Below are 25,218 nucleotides of genomic sequence, written 5' to 3'. Positions count from 1 at the left end.
GATGGCGCGTTCGGACGGTGCGATGGCTGTGCTAGCGTGAGCTGGCCAGCGCGCAGCTGCACTCATGGAATTCTGACATGTCCGCCAATCCCCGCCGCACCAAGATCCTCGCCACCCTCGGCCCGGCCACCGATGCGCCCGGCGTGCTCGATGCGATCCTCGCCGCCGGGGTCGATGTGGTCCGGCTCAACTTCTCCCACGGCGACCCGGCCTCGCAGATGGCGCGCGCGACCGCGGTGCGCGAGGCGGCCAAACGGGTGGGGCGCGAGGTCGGCATCCTCGCCGACCTGCCCGGGCCCAAGATCCGCATCGACCGCTTCGCCGAGGGCCGGGTCGAACTCACCGCCGGCGAGCGCTTCGACCTGGTCGCCAGCCATGATGTGCCGCCGGGCGACGTGCACCAGGTCGGCGTGAGTTATCTAGGCCTGCCCGGTGACGTGACGCCGGGCGACCACCTGCTGCTCGACGACGGGCTGCTGCAGCTGCGCGTGGACACGGTCGAGGGCGAGCGCATCGCCTGCACGGTGCTCAACGACGGCATGCTGTCGGACCGCAAGGGACTGAACAAGCAGGGCGGCGGACTGTCGCTGGGCGCGCTGACCGAGCGCGACGAGGAACTGATCGCGGTGGCGGCCGAAGCCGGCGCGGATTTCATCGCGGTGTCGTTCTGCCGCAACGCCGCGGACATGCACGACGCCCGCCGGATCGCACGCGCGGCCGGCAGTCACGCCGCGCTGGTGTCGAAGATCGAGCGCGCCGAGGCGATCGAGAACCTGGTCGAGATCATCGAGGCCAGCGACGTGGTGATGGTCGCGCGCGGCGATCTGGGCGTGGAGATCGGCGATGCCGAACTGCCGGGCCTGCAGAAGAAGATCATCCGCGAGTCGCTGGCGCGCAACCGGGTGGTCATCACCGCCACCCAGATGCTGCAGTCGATGGTCGAAAGCCCGATCCCCACGCGCGCGGAGGTGCTCGATGTCGCCAATGCGGTGATCGACGGCACCGACGCGGTGATGCTGTCGGCCGAAACCGCGGCCGGCCGCTATCCGGTCAAGGCGGTCGAGGCGATGGTGCGCATCTGCCTGGGCGCCGAGCGCCAGTTCAAGGCCGATACCGATTTCGAGAAGGCCCCGCGCAACCTGGAAAAGGCCGACCAGGCGATCGCGATGGCGGCGATGTTCCTGTCCGAGCACATCGGCGTGCGCGCGATCGTGGCGATGACCGAGTCCGGCGGCACCGCGCGGTTCCTGTCGCGGTTCCGCTCGCCGGCGCCGTTGTTCGCGCTGTCCCGGCACGAGGGCACGCGTTGCAAGATGACGATGATGCGCGGGGTGCTGCCGTTCGACTTCGACAGCCGCGGCCTGGCCTCGCGCGATGCCGCCCGCGTCTCGATCCGGCAGTTGTTCGAGGCCGGCATGCTCGAGGAGGGCGACCGGCTGGTGTTCACCAGCGGCGAGCACATGGAGCATCACGGCGCGACCAACACGCTGCGCCTGCTGCAGGTCGGCGCCGGTGGCCAGGCCGAAGGGCTCGGCGAGCTCTGAGCCGTTGGCGGTTGCGTAGGCTGAGCTGGCAAGGCCAGCATCGGCAATGACGCGGCCGCTGGGCTTGCCAGCCCAGCCTACGAAGACCTGGGTTGCTGTCTTGCGGCGCGTGTAACTGCCTGTTCTGCATGGATGTCGGCATGGTGTGGGCATAGGTGTTCACATGGCCGGCACGTGGGGCCCCGGCTATAATCGGCCGCTTCCCACCGCAGCCGCAGGACATCCATGAGCATCGAACAGCTTGCCGAAACCGCCCAGGCCATGGTCGCCGCGGGCAAGGGCATCATCGCGATCGACGAGTCCAACAACACCATCAAGAAGCGTTTCGATGGCGTGGGTATCGAGTGCACCGAGGAAAACCGCCGGGCCTACCGCGAGCTGTTGCTGTCGACCCCGAAACTGGGCGACTACATCTCCGGCGCGATCCTGTTCGACGAGACCATCCGCCAGTCCACCCGCGACGGCGTTCCCTTCACCAAACTGATGGCCGACAACGGCATCATCCCAGGCATCAAGGTCGACAAGGGCCCGCAGCCGCTGGCCGGCTTCCCAGGTGAGGTGGTGACCGAGGGCCTGGACGGGCTGCGCGCGCGGCTGGAGGAGTACTACAAGCTCGGTGCGCGTTTCGCCAAGTGGCGCGCGGTCATCAACATCTCCGACGAGCTGCCGACCGGCACCTGCATTGAGGCCAACAGCCACGCCCTGGCGCGCTATGCCGCGCTGTGCCAGGAGCAGGGGCTGGTGCCGATGGTCGAGCCGGAGGTGATCATGGACGGCAGCCACGACATCGAGACCTGCTTCGAGGTCACCGAGGTCACGCTGCGTTCGCTGTTCGGCGCGCTCTACGAGCACAGCGTGATGCTGGAGGGCACGATCCTGAAGGCCTCGATGGTGCTGCCCGGCTCGAACAGCGGCGACAAGGCGAGCGTCGACGAGGTCGCCCTGTCGACCCTGCAGGTGCTCAAGTCGACCGTGCCGGCGACGCTGCCGGGCATCGTGTTCCTGTCCGGCGGCCAGTCCGACGAGGACGCGACCGCGCACCTGGACGCGATCAACCGCTTCGGCCCGCACCCTTGGCCGCTGTCGTTCTCCTACGGTCGCGCGATGCAGTCGGCGGCGCTGAAGCTGTGGTCGCAGGACATTGCGAACAATGTCGGCAAGGCGCAGGACACCGTGTTCGCACGTGCCCGCGACAACGGCCTGGCGGCGCTGGGGCAGTGGAAGGCGGCGTAATTCGGATCGCTACGTCACCAAAAACGCCGGCGCATGCCGGCGTTCTTGTTTAACGATCTAGAATCGAAAGCAAGAGCAAATCCCCCTTGCCCCCCCTTTTCCAAAGGGGGAAACAGCCAAGTGCTTTTCCTGGGCCGCGCAGTGGCTTGCTGTGGCTCCCTCCTTTGGAAAAGGAGGGCTGGGGAGGATTTGCTGTTGGCTCGGCCGACTACTACAGCCCCGCCAGCCACTCGTCGTCCGAGCCCTCATTGACGTCCTCGAACAGGAACGTGCTGAGGTAGCGCTCGCCGGTGTCGGGCAGCATCGCCAGGATCACCGCGCCATCGCCGGCATCCTTCGCGACCTGCAGCGCCGCGGCCACGGTGGCCCCTGCGGAGATGCCGACGAACAGGCCTTCCTCCTGCGCCAGCCGGCGCGCGGTGTCGCGGGCCAGCACGTCGTCGATCGGCACGATCGCGTCGGCGACCTCGCGGTTGAGCACCTCGGGCACGAAATCGGGGGTCCAGCCCTGGATCTTGTGCGGCTGCCACTGCGCGCCGGTCAGCAGCGAGGCCACGGCCGGTTCGCAGGTGGTGATGCGCACCTCCGGCCGCGCCAGCTTGAGCATCTCGCCGACGCCGGTCAGGGTGCCGCCGGTGCCCCAGCCGGTGACGAAATGATCGAGCCGGCCGCCGGCGAAGTCCTGCAGGATCTCCGCCGCGGTGGTCTGCCGATGGTACGCCGGGTTGGCCGGGTTCTGGAACTGGCGCGCGAGGAACCAGCCGTGCTGTTTCGCCAGTTCCTCCGCCCGCCGCACCATGCCGCTGCCGCGCTCGGCGGCCGGGGTCAGGATGACCTTGGCGCCGTAGGCCCGCATCAGCTTGCGGCGCTCGATCGAGAAGGTCTCCGCCATGGTCGCCACGAACTTGTAGCCGCGCGCCGCGCAGACCATCGCCAGCGCAACCCCGGTGTTGCCCGAGGTCGCCTCGACCACCGTGTCTCCCGGTTTGAGCAGGCCGCGCGCCTCGGCGTCGAGGATGATCGCCAGCGCGAGCCGGTCCTTGACCGAGCCGCCGGGGTTGAATGACTCGATCTTGCCGTACAGCGCGACGTGGGCCGGCGCGAGCCGGTGCAGGCGCACCACCGGGGTGCGGCCGATGGTGTCGAGGATGCTGTCGTGGATCATTGCGGCGTGCTCCTGGAGGTGCGTGGAGGGCAGGCATGCCCGGTGGGGGCGGGTGCTCGATGCTGCCGGTGCCCCTGGCTCAACGGCATCACGTTTGGTCATCATTGGCTGCCCAGGCTCGCCGCGCGGCAGCCGCAGCATGCCGAAGAGTGCCACAGCGGTCACACCGCCGGCGTCAAGACCGTGCCGCAGCGGGTCGCGGGTTTTGCGGCATCGGCTGTCAACCTTTGGCCCACGCAAGCGTTACCTGCACGCGGCTACACTCGCCGCCCTGTCTTTTCCCGCTTTTCCGCCCCTTCCCTCCAGAGAGAGGCATGCGAACCGAATCCCGACTCGGCGCCCTCGGCGTCCTTGCACTCGTTTCCGTTTTGGCTGCCTGCGGCAGCAACGAGAGCCGCCGCGCCGGCGGCGAGGGCCGGGCGGTCCCGGTGACCACCCAGCGCGTGCAGATGCGGCCCTGGAGCGACACCGTCGTGTCGCTGGGTACGGTCAAGGCGCGCGAGTCGGTCACCGTGACCGCAAAGGTCAGCGAGACGGTGCGCGATGTGCATTTCTCCAGCGGCGATGTGGTCGAGGCCGGCGCGCCGCTGGTCACCCTGACCGGGCAGGCGCAGCAGGCCGAACTGGTCCAGGCGCAGGCCGCGGCCAACGAGGCCGAGCAGTTGTTCCAGCGCCAGAGCGAACTGGCCAGCCAGCAACTGATCGCACGCTCGGCGCTCGACACACAGCGTGCGATCCGCGATGCCGCCAACGCCCGGGTGGCCCAGATCCGGGCGCAACTGGCCGACCGCGTGATCCGGGCGCCGTTCGCCGGCGTGCTCGGCCTGCGCCAGGTCAGCCCCGGCGCACTGGTGACCCCGGGCACGCCGATCGCCACGCTGGACGATACCGAGCGGGTCTATGTCGACTTCCCGGTGCCCGAGACCATGCTGGCCTTCCTCGCCGAAGGCCAGCACCTGAGCGGGACCACCGCGGCCTATCCCGGAGTCGAGTTCGAGGGCGCGGTCAGCACGGTCGACTCGCGCATCGACCCGGCCACGCGCGCGGTCACCGTACGCGGCGCGTTCGACAACCCGGGCCGCGTGCTGCGCCCCGGCATGCTGCTGCAGGTCACCCAGAGCCGCCCCGAACGCGAGGCGATACTGGTGCCGGAGATCTCGATCGTGCAGGTCGGCAGCAATTCCTACGTCTACCGGGTCGAGCAGGACAGCACGGTCGAGCAGGCCGATGTCGAGATCGGCACCCGGCGCGAGGGCCTGGCCGAGGTGACTGGCGGGCTGGAGGCCGGGGACCGCATCGTGGTCGACGGCACCGGCAAGTTGCGCAACGGCAGCACGATCACCGAGGACAGCGCGCCGGCCACGCCGCCGCAGGAGCCGGTGCAGGAGCAGGCCCCCGGCGGGACCGCCATCCGGCCGCAGCAGGGCTGACCGGCCATGAACATCTCCGACCTCTCGATCCGCCGCCCGGTGTTCGCCACCGTGATGAGCCTGCTGCTGATCGTGCTGGGCGTCATGGCGTTCTCGCGCCTGACCCTGCGCGAGCTGCCGGCGATCGACCCGCCGATCGTCTCGGTCGATGTCAACTACCCGGGCGCCTCGGCGGCGGTGATCGAGACCCGCGTCACCCAGGTGCTGGAGGATGCGTTGTCGGGCATCGAGGGGATCGAGACGATCCAGTCGCGCAGCGTCAACGGTCGCGCCTCGGTGAACCTGGAGTTCACCCTGGAGCGCGATATCGAGGCGGCCGCCAACGACGTCCGCGACGCGATCAGCGGCGTCGCCGACCGCATGCCCGACGAGGCCGATCCGCCCGAGGTGGAAAAGGCCGACAGCGATTCGGACACCGTGATCTGGCTCAACATGAGCTCGACCAACATGGACGCGCTGCAGCTGTCGGACTACGCCGAGCGCTACATGGTCGACCGGCTGTCGAGCCTGGACGGGGTCTCGCAGGTCCGCATCGGCGGGCGTCAGCGCTACGCGATGCGGATCTGGCTCGACAGCGCGTCGATGGCCGCGCGCGGCGTCACCGCCAGTGATGTCGCCGCTGCACTGCGCGCCGAGAACGTGGAACTGCCGGCGGGCCGGATCGAATCGGAGAGCCGCGACTTCACCCTGCGCGTGGCGCGCGAGTACCAGAACCCGAGCGACTTCGCCCAGATCCCGATCCGCAGCGGCGCCGACGGCTACGTGGTGAGGATCGGCGATGTCGCGCAGGTCGAGCTGGCCTCGGCCGAGCGCCGCGCCTACTACAAGAGCAACGGCCAGCCCAACATCGGGCTGGGCATCGTCAAGACCTCCACCGCCAACGCGCTGGACGTGGCGCGCGCGGCGCGTGCCGAGGCCGAGGCCATCCAGAGGACGCTGCCGGAGGGCATGAACATCTTCGTCGCATACGACGATACGGTCTTCATCGAGCAGTCGATCAAGCGCGTGTACCTGACCCTGGTCGAGGCGATCGCGCTGGTGCTACTGGTCATCTGGCTGTTCCTGGGCAGCTTCCGCGCGGCGCTGATCCCGGCGCTGACGGTGCCGGTGTGCCTGGTCGCGGCATTCCTGCCGCTGTACCTGTTCGGCTACTCGATCAACCTGTTGACCCTGCTGGCGATCGTGCTGTCGATCGGGCTGGTGGTCGACGATGCGATCGTGGTGCTGGAGAACATCCAGCGCCGCGCCGACCTGGGCGAACCCAAGCTGGTCGCCGCGCGGCGCGGCACCCGGCAGGTCGCGTTCGCGGTGATCGCCACCACCACCGTGCTGGTCGCGGTGTTCCTGCCGGTCGGTTTCATGGAGGGCAACGCCGGGCGCCTGTTCCGCGAGCTGTCGGTGGCGCTGGCCGGGGCGGTGGCGATCTCGGCGTTCGTCGCGCTGACCCTGACCCCGATGATGTCGTCCAAGCTGGTGCGCCCGCACAGCCACGAGAAGTCCAACCGCGTGCACCGCTGGATCAACGCCCGGCTGGACGGCCTGCGTGCGCGTTACAGCCGCTGGCTGGAGCGCAGCGTCGACCGGCCGTGGCTGTTTGCGGCGCTGATGCTGGGCGCGCTGGCGCTGAGTTTCGGCCTGTTCAAGTGGGTGCCCTCCGAGCTTGCGCCGGCCGAGGACCGCGGCGCGTTCTTCGTCTCGGTGGTCGGCCCCGAGGGTGCCGGCTTCGACTACACGGTCGAGCAGATCCAGCAGGTAGAGGAGGTGTTCGCCCGCCACAGCGGCGAGGACGCTGCGATCCGCCGCTTCAACACCCGCGTGCCGGGCGGCTGGGGGGCGAGCGAGGAAATGCACACCGGCAACGTGATCGTGTTCCTGCAGGACTGGGACGAGCGAGACAAGCACACCAGCGAGGTCGCCGAATCGCTGCGCGCTGACCTGGACGAGCTGACCGGCGTGCGCGCCAACCCGCGGGTCGGCGGCGGCCTGGTCGGCAGCCGCGGCCAGCCGATCCAGATCGTGCTCGGCGGCCCCGAGTATGCCGAGATCGCGCAGTGGCGCGACGTCATGATGCAGCGCATGGAGGACAACCCGGGCCTGTTCTCGGTCGATTCGGACTACCAGGAAACGCGCCCGCAGATGCGCGTGCAGATCAACCGCCAGCGCGCCGCCGACCTGGGCGTCAGCGTGACCGACATCGGCCAGGCGCTGGAGACCATGATGGGCAGCCGCCGCGTTACCACCTTCGTGCAGGACGGCGAGGAGTACGACGTGATCGTGCAGGCCGGACGCGCCGGACGCGCATCGCCGGCCGACCTGGCCGCGATCGAGGTGCGCTCGCGCAGCGGCGAGCTGGTGCCGCTGTCCAACCTGGTCAGTCTGACCGAGCTGGCCGAGGCCGGCAGCCTCAACCGCTTCAACCGCCTGCGCGCGATCACGATCACCGCCGGCCTGGCGCCGGGCTACACGATGGGCGAGGCGTTGGAGTTCCTCAACCAGGTGGTGGAAACCGAACTGCCAGAGCACGCCCAGATCGACTGGAAGGGCGAGTCGCGCGAGTACCAGAAGGCCGGCGGCGCGGTGCTGCTGACCTTCACCCTGGCCCTGCTGGTGGTGTACCTGGTGCTGGCGGCGCAGTTCGAGAGCTTCATCCATCCGCTGGTGATCATGCTGACGGTGCCGCTGGGCGTGCTCGGCGCGCTGATCGGCCTGGCCGTGACCGGCGGCACGCTCAACCTGTTCAGCCAGATCGGCATCGTGATGCTGGTGGGGCTGGCGGCCAAGAACGGCATCCTGATCGTGGAGTTCGCCAACCAGTTGCGCGACCAGGGTCGCAGCATCCACCAGGCGATCGTCGAATCGTCCGCCACGCGCCTGCGGCCGATCCTGATGACCTCGATCGCGACCGCGGTCGGCGCGCTGCCGCTGGTGCTGGCCGGCGGGCCGGGCTCGGCCAGCCGCGCCACGATCGGCGTAGTGGTGATCTTCGGGGTGTCGTTCTCGACCCTGCTGTCGCTGTTCATCGTGCCGGCGTTCTACGTGCTGCTGGCCAGGTACACCCGATCGCCCGATGCGGTCTCGCACGAGCTCGAGCGGCTCGAGGCGCAGACCCCGCCGGTCGGCGGCCATGCCTAGAGCCGCGTAATCCCCGGTAGGGGCGGGCCATGCCCGCGATGCTTTTCTGCACGCGGCCCGGTGGATGATCGCATCGCGTTTGATTGCCGGTCGCGGCCATGGGCCGCTCCTACAGGGAATCGCGACACCGGTTTCCTTGATATCCGCAAATCCGGTTAAGGTGCGGGTCTGCCGCCGGCGCGCCGGCGCTTTCAATGCATCCACTAACGCTTCCAAGGGACAACGCCACGTGGAAAATTTGGTCAACGCGCTGAACAGCGTCATCTGGAGCCCGGCCCTGATCTACCTGTGCCTGGGCGCCGGCCTGTACTTCTCGATTCGCACGCGCTTCATGCAGGTGCGCGGCTTCGGCGAGATGATCCGGCTGATCTTCCGTGGGCAATCGTCCGACGCCGGAGTGTCCTCGTTCCAGGCGCTGGCGATCTCGCTGTCGGGCCGGGTGGGCACCGGCAACATCGCCGGCGTCGCCACCGCGATCGCCTTCGGCGGGCCCGGCGCGGTGTTCTGGATGTGGGTGGTGGCATTCCTCGGCGCATCGACGGCGTACGTCGAATCGACCCTGGCGCAGATCTACAAGGAGAAGGACGACAACGGCCAGTACCGCGGCGGCCCGGCCTATTACATCGAAAAGGCGATGGGCCAGAAGTGGTACGCGTGGCTGTTCGCGCTGGTCACCATCATCGCCACCGGGCTGCTGCTGCCGGGCGTGCAGGCCAACGCGATCTCCTCGGGGCTGACCACCGCCTGGGGCATCCCGTCGTGGGCGACCGCCACCGCGGTCGTGGCGGTATTGGGCTTCATCATCTTCGGCGGGGTCAAGCGCATCGCGCACTTCGCCCAGGTGGTGGTGCCGTTCATGGCGCTGGCCTACATGGTGATCGCGATCGGCATCCTGTTGCTCAACGTCGATCGCCTGCCCGACATGTTCATGCTGATCCTCAACAGTGCTTTCGGCTGGCATGCCGGTTTCGGCGCGGTGCTCGGCCTCGCGATCGAATGGGGGGTCAAGCGCGGCATCTACTCCAACGAGGCCGGGCAGGGCACCGGCCCGCATGCGGCGGCCGCGGCGGAAGTCTCGCACCCGGCCAAGCAGGGTTACGTGCAGGCGTTCTCGGTCTACGTCGACACGCTGCTGGTGTGCTCGGCCACCGCGTTTTTGATCCTCTCCACCGGCATGTACAACGTGGTCGGTCCCGATGGGGCGATACTGGTCAACGCATTGCCCGGCGTGGAGGCCGGGCCCGGCTTCGCCCAGGCCGCGGTCGAATCGGTGCTGCCGGGCTGGGGCGCGGGCTTCGTCGCGCTGGCGCTGCTGTTCTTCGCCTTCACCACCATCCTGGCCTACTACTACATGGCCGAGACCAACATCGCCTACATCAACCGCAAGGTGCACCGCCCGTGGCTGACGCTGGCGCTGCGGGTCGGCATCCTGGCGGCGGTGGCCTACGGCGCGGTCAAGAGCGCGGCGCTGGCCTGGGGGCTGGGTGACATCGGCGTCGGCCTGATGGCGTGGCTCAACCTGATCGCGATCCTGATCCTGCAGAAACCGGCTTTCCAGGCGCTGCGCGACTACGAGGCGCAGAAGAAGGCCGGGCGCGATCCGGTGTTCGACCCCGACGCGCTCGGCATCCGCCATGCCGAGCTGTGGCGCGAGAAGCTCCAAGACCGCGACGGCTGACCATGGCCGGGCAACGACCGCCGAGTCCCTGGGATCGCGCCAAACCGCCGGGAGCACGCACGCGTGGCCCGCAGCGCGGGCCGGGGGAACGCACGGACGATGCGCCCGCGCCAGGGCCCGCGGCGGCAGGATCAACACCGGCAGGACCAGCGCCGGCCAGGCCGCCGCGCGAGTTGCGGCTGCACGGGCTCAATGCGGTGCGGGCGGTGTTCGCCCAGCGTCCCGAGGCGATCCGCAAGCTGTACCTGGCGCAGTCTCGCGTCGACCAGCTGCGCCCTCTGCTGTCGTGGTGCGCGGCCCAGCGCGTCGGGTACCGCGTGGTCGAGGAGTCTGACCTGCACAAGCTTGCGGCCAGCTCGCACCACGAGGGCGTGGTCGCCGACGTGCTGCGCACCGAGCCGGCGCCGCTGGCGGACTGGTTGCGTGGAGTCCCGGCCGGGCCGCAACTGGCGATCTGGCTCGACGGGGTAGGCAACCCGCACAATTTCGGCGCGATCCTGCGCTCGGCCGCGCATTTCGGCGTCGGCGCGCTGCTGCTGCCGGCGCATTCGACGCTGGCGCTGTCGGGCGCGGCCGCACGCGTGGCCGAGGGCGGCGCCGAGGCGGTGCCGCTGGTCCGTCTGGGCCGCAGCGACACTGCGCTGGTGCAACTGCGCAGCGCCGGCTTCGCGTTGGCCGCGACGGTGGTCGAAGGCGGCGACGATCCATTCGCGGGCCGCTTGCCCGAACGCATGGTCTACGTGCTCGGCGCCGAGGGCGAGGGCATGGACCGCGAACTGGCCGCGGCCTGCGACCTGCGGCTGTCGATCGCCGGCACCGGAGCGGTGGAAAGCCTCAATGTCGCCGCCGCAACGGCGGTGCTATTGGCAGCGTGGCACGCGCGCCGGTGAGCTTCCTCCAGGCCTGCACGCCCAAGCGGGGTGGCGGGCCGATGCCGATCGGGTGCATCTGCAGGAACTACCGGCTTCGCAGGTTGCTGAGACGCTGCATGGAGAATGCGTCTTGTGCCGATGCGGGATGCGCATGCCGCGCGCGGGTTGCCGGTGGGGCTTGCGCGCGCGGCGGTGGGTGGAGTGGAGCAGAGCCCTGGCGTTTGCCCGCCTTGTAGGAGCGGCTTCAGCCGCGAACCACAACCGTCTGCCGCCGCTGTAACCACCATCGAGCTTGCGCCGGGCAGGCCCGGCGCCACTCAGAACAGTTCGACGCTGCCGGCATCCATCGACTGCTGCATCACCGGCTTGTGCGGCGGACGCTCCCAGTCGCTGCGCATCTGGCCGATGCGCTGGACCATGCCGCTCAGCGCCTTCTTCATCTCGCCGTCGTGATGGCTGCGCTGCAGCAGATCCTGCAGCGCGGTGGCCTCCTTGTTGATCGCGCTCAGCCGCTCCAGGTGCAGGCCGGCGGCGCCGAGCGCCTGGGTGGCGATGTCCTCGAACTGCAGCGAGCGCACCGCTTCGGCGACCGAGCCGTCGATAGCGCGGCCGCACTCGGCGATCTCGCGCATGCCGTTGCCGAGGCCGCGGTTGATGCCGTCGACGCGCTCCAGCATCGCCGCGGCTTCGGCGCGGGCACCGCGTGAGCGGTCCAGGTCGCGCGAGGCCATGGTCGAGACGGTGTCGCGGACCTTGGCGATCGCGTCCTTGGAGCTGTGGGCGAGCTTGCGGATCTGCTCGTTGAACGCGGTCGAGCGCTCCGACAGGTTGCGCACCTCGTCGGCGACCACCGCGAAGCCGCGGCCCGCCTCGCCGGCACGCGCCGCCTCGATCGCGGCATTGAGCGCGAGCAGGTTGGTCTGGTCGGCGATCGACTTGACGTCCTCCAGCAGCGAGAAGATGCCGTCGAGGTGGTCGGCCATCGCATCGATATGGGTCACAGTGTTGCCGCTCTGGCCGGCGACGGCTTCCAGCGCCTCGACCAGTTGCTCCATCTTCTGGCTGGCCTGCAGCGCGAACTGGTGCACGTCGACCCCGCCGCCGTTCTCGTCGCCGGTGCGGTCGATGATGCGCGCCACCACTTCGCTCTGCTGGCGCGACTTGCGGTTGACCGCCTCGAAGCTGCCGCCTAGCTTGGCGACCGATTCGCGGATCAGTTCGCGGGTGCGCTCGATCTCGGTGTGCGAGCCCTTGACCTCGGCGCCGACGAAGCTGCGCAGTTCGTCGAGCAGGCGGGTCTGCTCACGCGCCAGCACCATCTGCTGGCCGCCGGGGCGGTACATGGTCCAGGCAAAGCCGAGCCAGGCCAGGGTCAGCGCCACCAGCGCGCCCAGGCGTGCGGCGCCCGGCCAGCCGAACAATTCGGCGCAGAACAGGAGAAGGGTCAGTGCCAGGGGTGCTGCCAGGCGAATTAGTACGCGGGATTCCATCGCTGCTCTCGTGCGGGGGCGGTCACTCCCGGTAACGGCCACGAAGGGGCGGGCTTTAGCGACCGGTTCCGCTTTTGCCGAATCGAACCCAGGAGCATTCGACGCGGATCAGAGCGAAAAAAAGCGGATAGAGCTTTCCAGGATGAAATGCCTTATCCGCTTTTTTTCGCGCTGATCCGTGTCAAAAAGCTTTTGATTGCGCACCAGGTCACGGTAGAGCCCGTCCTATGGCGCCTGGAGCAATCGTTCGGTGATGCGGGTCAGGGGAATCACATCCTGCGCCGCATCCAACGCCACGGCGGCGCCGGGCATGCCCCAGATCACGCTGCTGGCACGGTCCTGGGCGATGGTCACCGCGCCGGCCCGGCGCAGCGCCAGCAGGCCGTGGGCGCCGTCGTTGCCCATGCCGGTCAGCAATGCCGCGCCGGCGTTGGCGCCGGCATGGCGGGCGAGCGATTCGAACAGCACGTCGACGCTCGGGCGATGGCCGCGCACCATGTCGTCGTCGCCGAGCCGGGCCATCCAGCGTGCGCCGCTGCGCTCCACGCGCAGGTGGCGGCCACCGGGCGCGAGGTAGGCGTGGCCGGGCAGCAATGGCTGGTCGCACATGGCCTCGACGACGGTCATGCGGCTGTTGCGGTCCAGGCGCTGAGCGAAGGCGCTGCTGAACGCCGCCGGGATGTGCTGGGCGATGACCACCGCCGGCGCGTCGGCCGGCATCGTCGAGAGCACCTGACGGATCGCCTCGGTCCCTCCGGTGGAGGCGCCGATCGCGAGCACGCGATCGGTGGTGCGGTAGGCGATCGGACCGGCGCTGCGGGGCGCCGCCGATGGGGCCAGCACCGGTGCGACCCGCGCCTGCGCGGCCTGCTTGACCTTCTCGGTCAGCAGCTGGGCATAGCCGGCCAGGCCGCGGGCGACATCGAGCTTGGGCTTGGCGATGAAATCGACCGCGCCCAGCGCCAGCGCGTCCAGTGTCACCGCCGCGCCCTGTTCGGTCAGCGAGGACACCATCACCACCGGCATCGGCCGCAGCCGCATCAGGTTCTGCAGGAAGGTCAGGCCGTCCATGCGCGGCATCTCGACGTCCAGCGTGAGCACGTCGGGCGCGAGCTGCTTGATCTTGTCGCGCGCGATGAACGGATCGGCCGCCACGCCGACCACCTCGATGTCCGGATCGGCGCCAAGCAACTCCGTCATCAGTTTGCGGATCAGCGCCGAATCATCGATGACCAGCACTTTTACGGGTATGCGCGGCCTCGCCTCGGGCGCTTGGAGCACGGCCACCACCTCAGAACAGTTCCACGCTGCCCGTCACCGGTGCGCGTGTCAGGGTGCCGTAGTAGGCGCGTTCGACCTTGGCGATCTCGCTGTCGCGGGTGGCCGGCAGGCGGCGCACCAGGGCGCGGCCGGTCTGGGCGAAGAAGCACACCTTGCGCGGGTGGATATCGCCCAAGTCCTGCGCCAGCACCGGGATGCGCTCGGCCTGCAGGTACTCCAGCACGAAGCGCGCGTTGCGGGTGCCGATCGGATCGGTATGGAAGCCGCTGAGCACGTTGCCGCCGCCGAACACCTTGGCCAGCAGCCGCGGCCGGCGCGCGCCGCGCTTGAGCAGGCCGTTGATCAGCAGCTCCATCGCATGCATGCCGTAGCGCGCGCTGACGGTGTCGCCGCCGCGGTCCTGGCCGCCGTCGGGCAGCATGAAGTGGTTCATGCCGCCCACCGCCAGCGCGGGATCGTACAGGCACGCGGCCACGCACGAGCCCAGCAGGGTGACCAGCGCCAGCGGCTGATCGGTCACGACATAGTCGGCCGGCAGCAGCTTGATCGCCTCGGTCTGCAGCGCACTGTCGTAGTAGGTATCCGGCGCGGCTTCGGCCAGCGGCAGCACGGCGGCGTTCATCGCCTTGCCCCCAAAGCCACGCCGTTGCCGCGTCCTTCCGGACGTGGCGTCGCACCGGCCGCGCGGTAGGTGGTGCGCCCGCACGGCACGACCAGGTTGTGGGCGTGGGTGAAACTCTCGGAATGGCCGGCGAACAGCAGCCCGTCGGGTCCCAGCAATGGCGCGATGCGCCCCAGTACCTGGTACTGGGTCGGCTTGTCGAAATAGATCATCACGTTGCGGCAAAACACCGCGGTGAAACCGCCGCGCAGCTGGTAATCATCGGCCAGCAGGTTGAGCGGCCGGAACGTGACCAGCGACTGCAGCGCCGGGCGCACCCGGCACAGCTCCGCGTTGGGTCCGCTGCCGCGCTGGAAGAACGCCTGCTTGCGTTCCAGCGACAGCGCCGCGATGCGCTCCAGCGAGTACACGCCGCGCGCGGCGGTCTGCAGCACGTTGGTGTCGATGTCGGTGGCCAGGATGCGCACCGGCGGCGCCTGCGTACCGAACGCTTCGCATGCGGCGATCGCCAGCGAGTAGGGCTCCTCGCCGGTGGACGCGGCGCAGCACCAGATCGTCAGCGGCCGGCTGGCGGACCCCGGGCCGGCGCCGCGCAGGTGGGCGATGAGGTCATCGAAGTGGTACGCCTCGCGGAAGAACGAGGTCAGGTTGGTGGTCAGCGCATTGACGAACGCCTGCCATTCTTCCTCCCCGCCGACGGCCAACGTGCCGGCCTCCAGCGCATCGAGGTAGTCGCAGAAGCGCTCCAGGCCATGGGCGCGCAGGCGCCGCGCCAGGCGGCCGTAGACCATGTCGCGCTTGTGCGGCCCCAGCGCGATGCCGGCGTGCTCGTGGATCAGCCGGCAGATGCGGCGGAAATCCCGCTCATCGAACGCGAAGGCGCGGTCGTCGTGATCGTCGCGCGCAGCGACGGCAGCAGCCTCAGCCATCGGCGCGACTCGTCATGCCGTTGTCGGGCAGGTCGCTGCCCGACAGGTGGCGCCACGGTCCGCCACCGGAATCGCGCAGCTGGCGGGCCAGCCACGCATCGAACGACTTCGAGTCCAGCGCCGGCGCATACAGGTAGCCCTGCGCGCCCTGGCAGCCGAGTCCGCGCAGTATGTCGGCCTGGCCCAGCGTCTCCACGCCCTCGGCGACCACGTGCAGGTCCAGGTTGCGCGAGATCAGCACGATCGAGCGCACGATCGCCGCATCGCTGTGGTTGTCGAGCATGTCGCGCACGAACGAGCGGTCGATCTTGACCCGGTCGATCGGGAACCGCTGCAGCATCGACAGCGAGGCGTAACCGGTGCCGAAGTCGTCGAACGCCAGCCGGATACCGCGATCGCGCAGCGATGCCAGGGTGACCGCCGCGCTGTCGTCGGGACGCAGCGCGATCGACTCGGTGATCTCCAGTTCCAGCCGGCCCGGCGCCAGTCCGCTGGCGCTCAGCGCATGGTCGACCTCGAGCTGCAGCCGGCCGTCGTTGACCTGCACCGGAAACAGGTTGATCGCGATGGTGACATCGCGCCCGCCGATCTGGGGCCAGCGGGCGGCATCAATGCAGGCGCGCTGCAGGATCCAGCGCCCGACATCGGCGGCGACCGGACTGCTCGACAGCGCCTCGATGAACGCCACCGGCGACAGCAGGCCGCGTTGCGGATGGCGCCAGCGCAGCAGCGCCTCGGCGCCGACGGTGCGGCCGGTGCGCAGATCGATCTGCGGCTGGTAGTGCAGCTCGAACTCGCCAGAGGCATGCGCGCGACGCAGCTCCATGTCGAGCTGGCGGCGGTCGAGCACTTGCTGCCGCATGTCGGGGTCAAACAGGCACACCTGGCGCCCGCCGACCGTCTTGGCCCGGTACAGCGCGAGGTCGGCGCGCGAGATCAGGTCGTCGCCGCCGATGCCGGCCTCGTGCACGGCCAGTCCGATGCTGGCGTCGAGGTGGATGGTATGGCCGTCGATCAGGAACGGCTGCGAGATCGCGGCCAGCAGGGGTTGCAGCTGCACCGACAGTAACGGCCCGGACAGCTGCGCAGTGTTGGGCAACAGCATCGCGAACTCGTTGCCGCCAAAGCGCGCGAGCATCGCCTCGTCGTCCAGCATGGCGCGCATGCGGGTGGCGGTCTCGCGCAGCACCGCATCGCCGACCGTGTGGCCCAGCGTGTCGTTGAGGCTCTTGAAGTTGTCGAGCTTCAGCAACGCCACCGCCAGCGTCTGCCGGCGGGCATGCGGATCGTCGGTGTGCAGCCGTGCGGTCAATGCCTCGACCAGCGCGTTGCGGTTAGGCAGCTCGGTCAGGGTGTCGTACAACGCGATCCTGCGCAGGTGCGCCTGCTGGCGCAGATGCTCGGTGATGTCGCGCAGGATCAGCGCGACGCCCTGGCCATCGCTGACCCGCCAGGCGCAACGCGCCGCCTCCAGCGTGCGCGGCTCGCCGTCGCGCCCGGCGGTGCGCAGGTGGAGCGGGTCCTCGCGATGTGCCGGGGGGGCGCCGGCTGGTTGCAGCCATGCGGCCGCGGCGGCGGGGTCGTCCTGCAGGTGCGGCGGAAACAGCAACTCGATCGGCTGGCCGCGCATCGCGCGCGCGCCGCTGCCGAACAGTGCCTGCGCCGCACGGTTGACGAACACCACGTCGCCACGCGCATCGGTCACGACTACCGCGCTGAAGTCAGCCTGCATGATCTGCGCGGCGATGCGGTTGCGCCGCTGCAACTGATGGCGCTCGAGCAGGCGCGCGGCGAGCCGGCCCAGCCGCTCCAGGGTTTCGGTGGCCTGGGTCACGTCGGGCCGCGCCGCGGTGTCGGCCACGCCGAGCACGCCCAGGCACTGCCCGTCGCCGGCGAACAGCGCCAGGCCCAGGCAGAAGCGCACGCCGGCCTGGCGCACCATCGGATCGTCCCGGAAGCGCGTGTCGCCGCTCGCATCGTTCAGCGCCAGCAGCGGCAGCTCCGGCCCGGGCGCACGGTACAGCGCGCTGCCGGCCGCGGCGGCCTCGTCCAGCCCGCATTGCGCGATGACGCGCAGGGCCTCGCCATGGCCGGCGGCCAGGATCGCGATCGGCGCCCCGCACAGCTTCGCGGCCAGCGACACCACATCGGCGAATTCCTCTCCACCCAGCGCCGCATCGCTCAGCAGATCGTCGCCGATCCGGTTCCACGGCGCGCCCAGATGACCTGCAATGCGGGGCTGAAACGGGTTGTGCAGGGTCATGGAGCGTCCTTGGGGCGTGCTGCCGGCCATCGTGGCGCGTGGTGCGTCATTGCGTGGGCGGACCCGCGGGCAGGCGGATCCTGTGGAGCCGGAGCACGGGGCTCGTCGTCTCCTCGGTCGTTAACGGCGCGCGCGGCCGGTACTTGAGCGAGGCGCAGCCGCCGGAGGACCCGTAGGAGCGGGCCATGCCCGCGATCGCTTTACTACGAATAGCGCGGTCGCGGTCATGGCCCGCTTCTACAAAAACCGGTCGAGCGAACGGCCTGCTTCTGCGTAGGAGCGCCCCATGGGCGCGATCGCTCTACTACGAATGGCGATCGCGGGCATGGCCCGCTCCTACACGGCCCGGTCGAGCGAAAAACAAACGCGCCCCGGAGGGCGCGTTCGCAAGGTGACGGCAACCGGATGCGCGTCGCAGCCTAGAACTCCTGCCAGTGCTGCTCGCTGCCGTTGACCGCGCCGTTGCCGCGCTTGCGCGCCGGCGGCTTGGGCGCCTGCGCGGAGGCGGCCTGGCGCGCGTCGGCTTCGCGACGTGCGACCCGTGCGCCCAACTCGATCACCGGCTCGCGCCTGGCCGCCAGCTCGCCCTTGGGTGCCGGCGGCTGCGCGCTGCGCGAGGTGGGCGGGGCGCTGGCTGCGGCGCTGGCCTCCAGGTTCAGCCGGAACGCGGCGACGGTCTGCACGAGATGGCCGGACTGCTGCTCCAGGCTGCGCGCCGCGGCCGAGGCCTCCTCGACCAGCGCGGCGTTCTGCTGGGTGCCCTCGTCCATCTGCAGCACCGCCTGGTTGATCTGCTCGATGCCGGTGCTCTGCTCCTGGGAGGCGGCGCTGATGTCGGCGATGATGTCGGTCACCCGCTTCACGCTGGTGACGATCTCGCCCATGGTCTTGCCGGCCTGGTTGACCAGCGTGCTGCCTTCCTCGACCTTGCCGACCGAGTCGTCGATCAGCTGCTTGATCTCCTTGGCCGCGCCGGCCGAGCGCTGCGCCAGCGAGCGCACCTCGGAGGCGACCACCGCGAAGCCGCGGCCCTGCTCGCCGGCGCGCGCGGCTTCGACCGCGGCGTTGAGCGCCAGGATATTGGTCTGGAACGCGATACCGTCGATCACGCTGATGATGTCGACGATCTTGCGCGAGGAGGCGTTGATGGCGGTCATCGTGTGGACCACGCGGCCGACCACCTCGCCGCCTTGGGATGCGACATCGCCCGCGCCGATCGCCAGCTGGTTGGCCTGGCGCGCGTTGTCGGCATTCTGGCGCACGGTGGAGGTCAGCTGTTCCATCGAGGAGGCGGTTTCCTCCAGCGATGCGGCCTGCTGCTCGGTGCGCTGGGACAGGTCGCTGTTGCCGGCCGAGATTTCGCCGGCGGCCGCGCTGATCGCGTCGCTGCCCTGGCGGATCTGGCCGACCACGGAGGCCAGCTGGCGCACGGTGCCATTGGCGTTGGCGGCGAGTTCGCCGAACTGGCCCGGCAGGTTGGCGTCGGCTTCGCGGGTGAGGTCGCCCTCGGCGACGGCGGCCAGCAGGGTGCCGACCTCGCTCAGGCCGCGGTCGGCGCTGATCATCAGCTCGTTCAAGCCTTCAATCATCTCGTGGTAGACGAACTCGAAGCGCCCGGCGTCACCGCGGCGGCTGAAGTCGCCGGCCACGGCGGCATCGACCAGCCCCTTGATCTCGGTATTGACCGCCAGCATGCGGGCCTTGATGTCATCGACCGCCTCGGTGATGCGCGCCTTCTTGCCCGGGAGCCGCTCGATGTCCTCCGACAGGTCGCCGCGGCCGTAGGCATCGATCATCGCGATGACGCGGGTCTGCAGGTCGATGTGCGAGGTCACCAGCGTGTTGATCTCGTCGGCCATGACCCCGAACGACCCCGGGAACGCCTTGGCGTCGAGCCGCTCGTCGACATTGCCGGCCTGGTGCGCCTCGAACACGGCGCGCTGCCCCTCCGCGAAGCCGCGCAAGCTGCCGACCGCACGGTCCAGGCTGACCGCGATGTCGCGCATCTCGTCGCTACTGCTGACGTTGACGCGCTGCGGGAACTCGCCGGCGGCGATCGATTCGGCCGCCTGCTTGATCGCCTGCAGCGAGCTGCGCGTGCTGCGGGTGAAACCAAGGAACAGGTAGGCGGTCAGCAACAGCACCCCGGCGATGAACATCCACATCAGCGCCAACTGGCGCTCCAGCGCGCCGATCTCGGCATCGGTCGCGGCGTACAGCGAGTTGCTGGCGCCGACCAGCGCGGCCGCCAGCGCCAGGCGGGTGGCTTCCTCGCGCGCGGCCATCGCCTTGACCGGCATCTCCGGGAAATCGGCATCGAGGATGCGCTCCTGGATCAGCTGGTCCTGCTTGGCGACCGCCGCGATCGCGCTGTCCAGCCGCTTGCCCAGGCTCTCGGCCAGCGACGGCATCGCCTGCTCGGCGTTGCCCGCGTCGAGCTGCGCACGCCGGCGCAGGAAGTCCTGCATGTTGCGCGTCACCGAGATGGCGGTGCGGTCGTCGACCCAGATCGCACCGTCGCCGAGTACGCGCATGGCGACGGCCGACTGCTGCGAGGTGTACTCGGTCAGCGTCGGCAGCCACTCGGTGGCGATCTGTCCGGTGTAGAGGATCTCTGCCCGGTCGGCCCGCGACAGGCTGCTGAGGTCGGCAATCAGGCCCATCACCTGGCGCAACTGGCGCACCGCCTCGTTGCGCTCCTCGACCAGCGCGTTCGCATCGGTGCCGCTGGTCGCCTTGGTCCAGGCGGCCCGGGTTTCGGAAAACGCGGCTTTCAGCGCGGCCGATTCGGGCAGGTTGCCCCGGGTCCACTGCTCCACGCGATCCAGCTCGCGGCTGGCCTGCGCGGACGCGTTGCTGAGTGCCTGCGGAGCTACGGCGTCGCCGGACGTGTTGCGTGTAGTCAGCTGGCGATATTCCTGCATCGCCAGCATCGAACGGTGCAGCCCGCCGAGCGGATCGATCACATCGCGCTGCATGCGCGCGGTTTCCAGATCGCTGCTGGCGCGGGTGATCAGCATGCCGCCGAGCACGCCGCAGGTCAGCATGAACGACGCGCCGATCACCAGCGCCTTCTGGCCGAAGCGCAGGCGCGCCATCAGTCGGGAGGCCGGCGCAAGTACGCGGTCAAGCAATGAGGAGGGCAGGCGGTTGGACATGGGGACCTCGGCAAAGGGGAAGCGCGACTGTGTCTGCCCCCGGCAACGGCGGCCGCGGCGGAAACTTTAGGTTCGTGACAGTGGGCCTCCGTAGAGCCGAGCTTGCTCGGCTGCGCCACCACCACCACTCGACCGGGCGACTTTCGAGATTTAGCCCCATAGGGACATCCGAGTGGATATGCGACGGCGCGCACATGCGGACGCTAAAGAATGCCCGCCCGCGGCCGTTGCCAAGAGTGCAGACCGCAACTCGGCCGTCCATACCGGAGGAGCACCCCATGTCCCGTAGATCCGTCGTTGCCACCGCGTTCCTCGCGCTGGCACTTGCGATGCCGGCCCACGCCAATCTCACGCCGATCAAGCGGGTTGAACCGGATTACCCGCGGGACGCGATTCGCGGCGGCACCGAGGGGTTCGTCGAGGTCGAGTTCACCGTCGGCGCCGACGGCAAGGTCGAGAGCGTCTCGGTGGTCAACGCCAAACCGTCGCGCACCTTCGAATCGGCCGCCGTGCGTGCGGTCAAGCAGTGGGAGTTCGCCCCCGGCGGCGGCCGCGGCAAGGTGCGGCTGGATTTCACGCTCTGAGCGTGCCGGGCTCTCTCTCCCGGGTTTGAAACAAAAACGCGCCGGCACGGCGCGTTTTTTTCTGCGGACCCAAGGTCGAAAGCATCGCGCAATGGGCGCTCCTGCGGGGCGCGTAAACTGTAGGCTGCGTTCCGCTGGCGGCGCAAGAGCATGGCTCTGACCGCTATGTCCTGAAATTGGCGCAGTCCGCCGCTTCCGACGCTCCGTCGACAAGCTGCATGGCCGCGCTGAACGCCGCTGCGCGGATGTCCCCGGCCATGGCGGAATCGGGCAGTGTTCGGGCGATCACCATGCCACCGATGCAGAGCGCGGCCAGCGACAATGCGCGCTGCCGCCCCTCGGGCGTGGCGTCCTGCAGATTGCTCTCGAACAGCCACACCATCGATTCCAGCAGGTGCTGGTAGGCCTGCCGCACCTCGGGGTTGGAGCGTGCGATATCGGACGGCAGCGCGATCATCGGGCATTGTCCGTCGCGGTCGCCCAGGTGTGCGGCCGACAGATACCCTTCGATCATCTGAACCGCCATCGACGCCTCACCGCGGTTCGGATCCACGCCGGCGTCGGCACGCCATTGCGCGCCGCGCCCCATCAGGAAGCTGGCGACGGCGGCCGAATACAGCGCCTCCTTGCTCTTGAAATGCGAGTAGAACCCGCCCCGGGTCAGGCCGGCTTCTTGCATGATCATGTCGATCGAGACGCAATCAAAGCCATGGCGGTTGAACAGCAACCGCGCAGCTTCGACGATGCGCGCGCGCGTCTTGTTCTTGTGATCGGGGCTGTAGGGCAAGTGATCTCCACCAATGGGCGCGCGCCAGGAAAGCCGCCTGCGCCAAAATATGTTCTTGATCATAAATTGTCACGCGTCAGGATGGAGTTGCCCTGAGTTCGGGGCGCAACTGAAAGGGACAAAGATGCCGCGTTACCTACTTGCATTTCACGGCGGAAAGCCGCCGGTGGACCAGGACGAGATGGCCGGTTTCATGGGCCGGTGGCGGGCATGGTCCGCGGGCCTCGGAGCGGCCATCGCCGACCAGGGTGCGGTGCTGTGCCGCTCGACGATCGTGACCGATGCTGCTCAAGGAACCGCCGATCCCGGCGAGGACCGCCTGAGCGGCTACACCCTGCTGGACGCGGGCAGCCTCGAAGCGGCGGCGCTGATGGTGCGGGGCTGCCCGATCTTCGAGATCGGCGGATCCATCGAGGTGGCCGAACTCATGGCCGCTACGATGGCCACCGGGGCGGGGGAGCAAGGCTGCGGTTGACCGGACGGCGACGGGAGCCTTGGCTCACCCGAGGTCGGCCCTCTGCTGCAAAAGTCGACATGCAGGGAGCTGGATTAGTCGGCGGGGTGGTGCGCTGAAGGACATGCGACCGTCGCGCCCATGGGGCGCTCCTACAGGGGGCGCGTGAATCGTAGAGCCGAGCTTGCTCGGCTGGGGTTGAGATCAAGGCAGCGGAGCAAGCTCCGCTCTACGCCGTTCCGGTACTTGGCAGCTGGAAAAACCGCGGGCCGGGGTGTGAGCCCGGCCCGCGATCCGATCCGGTATCCGGATCAACCTCAGAACTCCTGCCACTCCTGCTCGCCGCCGGCGCGGGCCAGCGCGGGTTTCGGTGCGCGCTGCGGCGCCGGGTTCTTCGGCGCGAGCCGCTGGGGTGGTTCGCGGCGGGTGCTGCTGGCGCCGATTTCGCTGACCCTGGCGGTGACCTGGGCCGCGACCGGCGAGGCGCGGCCGCTGTCGAGGCGGAACGCGGCCACGGCCTGGCTGAGTTCACTGGCCTGCGACTCCAGGCTGCGGGCGGCGGCGTTGGCTTCCTCGACCAGGGCGGCGTTCTGCTGGGTGGTCTCGTCCATCTGCAGCACGGTCTGGTTGACCTGCTCGATGCCGGTGCTCTGTTCGGCCGAGGCGGCGCTGATGTCGGCCATGATGTCGGTCACCCGCTTCACGCCGGTGACGATGTCCTGCATGGTCTTGCCGGCCTGGTCGACCAGCGCGGTGCCCTGTTCGACCTTTTCCACCGAGTTGCCGATCAGCGTCTTGATCTCCTTGGCCGCGGCGGCCGAGCGTTGCGCCAGGCTGCGCACCTCGGATGCGACCACCGCGAAGCCGCGGCCCTGCTCGCCGGCGCGCGCGGCCTCGACCGCGGCGTTGAGCGCGAGGATGTTGGTCTGGAACGCGATGCCGTCGATGACGCTGATGATCTCGACGATCTGCTTGGACGATGCGTCGATCTCGCCCATGGTCGTGACCACGTCGCCGACCACGCCGCCGCCGCTGGTGGCGACGTCCGATGCGCTGATCGCCAGTTGGTTGGCCTGGCGCGCGTTTTCGGCGTTCTGGCGCACGGTGCTGGTCAGCTCCTCCATCGAGGAGGCGGTTTCCTCCAGCGAGGCGGCCTGCTGCTCGGTGCGCGTGGACAGGTCGGTGTTGCCGGCGGAGATCTCGCGCGCGGCGGTGCTGATGGTCTCGGTGCCTTCGCGGATCTGGCGCACGATCTCGCTGAGCTTCTGCACGGTGCGGTTGGCATCGCCCGCGACTTCGCCGAACTTGCCGTTGAGCTCCACGGTGATGCGCCGGGTCAGGTCGCCCTCGGCCATGGCCGACAGCAGGGTGCCGAGCTCGCCGAGGCCGGAATCGGCGGTCTGCATCAGCTCGTTGAGTGAGACGATCATCTCGCGGTAGGCGAACTCGAAGCGGGCGGTGTCGCCACGCTGGGCGAAGTCGCCGGCCACGGCGGCATCGACCAGGCGCTTGAGCTCGGCGTTGACCCCGAGCATGCCGGACTTGACCCCGTCGATGGCCTCGGTGATCTCGGCCTTCTTGCCGGGCATGCGGTCGATGTCCGTTGCCAGGTCGCCCTTGGCGTACCGCGAGACCACTTCGACCACGTGGCGATTGACCGCGATGTGCGAGTCGACCAGGTCGTTGACCGCCTGCGCCATCGTGCCGTAGGCACCGGGGAAGCTGGCGCTGTCGATGCGGTGGTCGGTATCGCCGGCTTCATGGCGCTCGGCCATCTGCAACTGGGCGGTGTTGAAGCTGCGCAACTGCTGCTGCAGCTGGCGCATGCCGGCCAGCAGCGACGGGCCGGAGGACTGCACCCGCACTTCGCGGTCGAGCTCGCCGGCGCCGATGCGGCGCACGACTTCGGCGGCATAGGCCGGCTCGCCACCGAGCTGGCGCATCAGGCTGCGGCGGATCAGCAGGCCCATCCAGACGGCTATGACCACGGCGAACAGGCCGCCGAGCACACTGAGCAGGGTGCCGCGCGATTCGATCGTTGTCGCATGCGCACTACGCTCGGCGAGAAGGTCCTGTTCGGACTTGTAGAATTCGGCGATCAACGCCCGCGTGCGGTCGGAGATCTGCTTGCCGCGCCCATCGTCGAAGTTCGCGAGCAGTGCCTCCATGGTCTGCTCACCGCCGTCGACCGCACGGCGCTGGTCGATCAGGCCCTGTTCGTACGCCACGAACTGCTGCTGCAGCTCGCGCACCTCGGCAAGGCGGTCCTGCTGGACGGGATTGTCCGAGGTCAGCCGATTCGCCTCTGCCCAGGCGGCGTCGAAGTCGCGTTGGCCGGCGACGAAAGGCTCCAGGTAGTCACCGTTGCCGGTAAGCACGAAACCGCGCGTGCCCGACGCGATGTTGACCATGTCCTGCAACAACTGCTCGCCTTCCAACAGTACCCGAAAGGTGTGCTCGTTCGCGCTGGACGCCCCCGTGAGCTGCTTCTGCCCGGCCATGTTCATGCCGCTGATTACCAGCATGAGGACGATGACAGCGGAAAAGCCGACCGCGAGGCGGCCGCTGACGCTGAGATTATTGAAAGACATGCGCA

General features: G+C 69.1%; 17 protein-coding genes. 8 read left to right on the top strand and 9 right to left on the bottom strand.

The features are described from left to right. Nucleotides 1-77: 77 nt before the first annotated feature. Both pyk and ACJQWM_RS09700 read left to right on the top strand, forming a co-directional pair. Nucleotides 78-1,544, top strand: a complete 1,467-nt coding sequence (gene pyk, locus ACJQWM_RS09705; protein WP_332705922.1) for a pyruvate kinase — start codon at nt 78-80, stop codon at nt 1,542-1,544. 225 nt (nt 1,545-1,769) lie between these two features. Beyond that, complete coding sequence (locus ACJQWM_RS09700; protein ID WP_332705919.1) at nt 1,770-2,777, top strand: class I fructose-bisphosphate aldolase; 1,008 nt, start codon at nt 1,770-1,772, stop codon at nt 2,775-2,777. A 211-nt stretch (nt 2,778-2,988) separates the two neighbouring features. Here the strand turns inward: ACJQWM_RS09700 and cysK are convergent, their stop codons facing one another. After that, complete coding sequence (gene cysK, locus ACJQWM_RS09695) at nt 2,989-3,942, bottom strand: cysteine synthase A (RefSeq protein ID WP_332705916.1); 954 nt, start codon at nt 3,940-3,942, stop codon at nt 2,989-2,991. Between the two features lie 314 nt (nt 3,943-4,256). Between cysK and ACJQWM_RS09690 the strand changes: the two genes are divergently transcribed. The 4 genes from ACJQWM_RS09690 (at nt 4,257) to ACJQWM_RS09675 (ending at nt 11,072) form a co-directional block, all read left to right on the top strand. Further along, complete coding sequence (locus ACJQWM_RS09690; RefSeq protein WP_332705913.1) at nt 4,257-5,372, top strand: efflux RND transporter periplasmic adaptor subunit; 1,116 nt, start codon at nt 4,257-4,259, stop codon at nt 5,370-5,372. 6 nt (nt 5,373-5,378) lie between these two features. Next, entirely contained in the window at nt 5,379-8,504 is a 3,126-nt protein-coding gene (locus ACJQWM_RS09685; protein ID WP_332705910.1) for an efflux RND transporter permease subunit, read from the top strand. Nucleotides 8,505-8,733: 229 nt separating this feature from the next. Further along, nucleotides 8,734-10,182 carry an alanine/glycine:cation symporter family protein gene (locus ACJQWM_RS09680; protein WP_332705907.1) on the top strand — a complete coding sequence of 483 codons (1,449 nt, stop codon included), beginning with the start codon at nt 8,734-8,736 and terminating at the stop codon, nt 10,180-10,182. A 2-nt stretch (nt 10,183-10,184) separates the two neighbouring features. Continuing rightward, complete coding sequence (locus tag ACJQWM_RS09675; RefSeq protein ID WP_332705904.1) at nt 10,185-11,072, top strand: TrmH family RNA methyltransferase; 888 nt, start codon at nt 10,185-10,187, stop codon at nt 11,070-11,072. A 299-nt stretch (nt 11,073-11,371) separates the two neighbouring features. On the opposite strand, the gene ACJQWM_RS09670 is transcribed toward ACJQWM_RS09675, so the two are convergent. The 6 genes from ACJQWM_RS09670 to ACJQWM_RS09645 all read right to left on the bottom strand — a co-directional run bounded on the left by ACJQWM_RS09670 (nt 11,372) and on the right by ACJQWM_RS09645 (nt 20,797). Beyond that, the gene (locus tag ACJQWM_RS09670) at nt 11,372-12,544 is read right to left on the bottom strand and encodes a methyl-accepting chemotaxis protein (RefSeq protein ID WP_332705901.1); all 1,173 of its coding nucleotides are present in this window, start codon (nt 12,542-12,544) and stop codon (nt 11,372-11,374) included. Between the two features lie 225 nt (nt 12,545-12,769). Beyond that, nucleotides 12,770-13,744: a protein-glutamate methylesterase/protein-glutamine glutaminase gene (locus ACJQWM_RS09665; RefSeq protein ID WP_411306794.1), complete on the bottom strand. Its 975-nt coding sequence runs from the start codon at nt 13,742-13,744 to the stop codon at nt 12,770-12,772. A 91-nt stretch (nt 13,745-13,835) separates the two neighbouring features. Further along, nucleotides 13,836-14,447: a chemoreceptor glutamine deamidase CheD gene (gene cheD / locus ACJQWM_RS09660; protein WP_332705898.1), complete on the bottom strand. Its 612-nt coding sequence runs from the start codon at nt 14,445-14,447 to the stop codon at nt 13,836-13,838. Next, a complete protein-coding gene (locus ACJQWM_RS09655; protein WP_332705895.1) occupies nt 14,444-15,376 on the bottom strand; it encodes a CheR family methyltransferase in 933 nt (310 codons plus the stop codon). The genes cheD and ACJQWM_RS09655 overlap by 4 nt, the downstream gene beginning before the upstream one ends. Beyond that, nucleotides 15,369-17,639: a putative bifunctional diguanylate cyclase/phosphodiesterase gene (locus tag ACJQWM_RS09650; RefSeq protein WP_332705891.1), complete on the bottom strand. Its 2,271-nt coding sequence runs from the start codon at nt 17,637-17,639 to the stop codon at nt 15,369-15,371. Before ACJQWM_RS09650 ends, ACJQWM_RS09655 begins: the two co-directional genes overlap by 8 nt. Nucleotides 17,640-18,058: 419 nt before the next feature. Then, on the bottom strand, nt 18,059-20,797 hold the full coding sequence (locus ACJQWM_RS09645; protein WP_332705889.1) for a methyl-accepting chemotaxis protein: 2,739 nt from the start codon (nt 20,795-20,797) through the stop codon (nt 18,059-18,061). Between the two features lie 278 nt (nt 20,798-21,075). Between ACJQWM_RS09645 and ACJQWM_RS09640 the strand changes: the two genes are divergently transcribed. Then, complete coding sequence (locus tag ACJQWM_RS09640; RefSeq protein WP_411306788.1) at nt 21,076-21,381, top strand: energy transducer TonB; 306 nt, start codon at nt 21,076-21,078, stop codon at nt 21,379-21,381. 163 nt (nt 21,382-21,544) lie between these two features. Here the strand turns inward: ACJQWM_RS09640 and ACJQWM_RS09635 are convergent, their stop codons facing one another. Beyond that, nucleotides 21,545-22,231 (bottom strand): TetR/AcrR family transcriptional regulator, encoded by a 687-nt coding sequence (locus ACJQWM_RS09635; protein ID WP_332705884.1) that lies wholly within the window; start codon nt 22,229-22,231, stop codon nt 21,545-21,547. A gap of 103 nt (nt 22,232-22,334) precedes the next feature. Between ACJQWM_RS09635 and ACJQWM_RS09630 the strand changes: the two genes are divergently transcribed. After that, the gene (locus ACJQWM_RS09630; protein ID WP_332705881.1) at nt 22,335-22,643 is read left to right on the top strand and encodes a YciI family protein; all 309 of its coding nucleotides are present in this window, start codon (nt 22,335-22,337) and stop codon (nt 22,641-22,643) included. Nucleotides 22,644-22,939: 296 nt separating this feature from the next. Here ACJQWM_RS09630 and ACJQWM_RS09625 read toward each other — a convergent pair whose 3' ends face one another. Beyond that, the gene (locus ACJQWM_RS09625; protein ID WP_332705878.1) at nt 22,940-25,213 is read right to left on the bottom strand and encodes a methyl-accepting chemotaxis protein; all 2,274 of its coding nucleotides are present in this window, start codon (nt 25,211-25,213) and stop codon (nt 22,940-22,942) included. Nucleotides 25,214-25,218 lie beyond the last annotated feature (5 nt).

The organism is Novilysobacter longmucuonensis (assembly GCF_046600735.1).
Taxonomy (GTDB): domain Bacteria; phylum Pseudomonadota; class Gammaproteobacteria; order Xanthomonadales; family Xanthomonadaceae; genus Novilysobacter_A; species Novilysobacter_A longmucuonensis.
The sequence above is the reverse complement of the archived record's forward strand: the minus strand, read 5'-3'. Positions and strand labels throughout refer to the sequence as shown.